Annotated in this window: 1 pseudogene; it reads right to left on the reverse strand. The window is 37.0% G+C overall.

Features of this window, described 5'->3' with window-relative positions:
- Positions 1–408 (reverse strand): annotated as a pseudogene (locus AB5935_RS23935) (chain-length determining protein); the annotation flags it as partial.

Here is a 408-nt window from a genome sequence, read left to right on the forward strand (position 1 = left end):
AAGAAAACAAAAGCCAAAACATATATTTTCTTACTGGTTCCCGAAGGATTCAATGGTACCACTGCAGGCTCTATAACAGCGAATACAGGTTTCTCCTCCTGAACTTTAGCTCTAGCAACTTGAAGCTGATTTGCAACCTGACTATACACTTGATACGCTAAACTCATATCATTCTGTAATCGCTCCTGTTCAGCACGCGCACTCTGAAATATGATATTGTCATGAGAATCTACATAATTAGCATATTTTCTCTGGGCAGTATAATACTCTTGTTGACGTTCTTTGAAGAGTTTCTCCAAATAAAGACAATCTTCTTTAGCCTTGGATGTACGATAATCTATAATGTACTCTTGCAATTTTCTTACAACAGAATCAGCAACTACCGCAGCTACTTTAGGATTTTGTAAA

The sequence above is a fragment of the Phocaeicola sp. RTP21198st1_B8_RTP21198_201120 genome (assembly GCF_040929485.1).
Taxonomy (GTDB): domain Bacteria; phylum Bacteroidota; class Bacteroidia; order Bacteroidales; family Bacteroidaceae; genus Phocaeicola; species Phocaeicola dorei.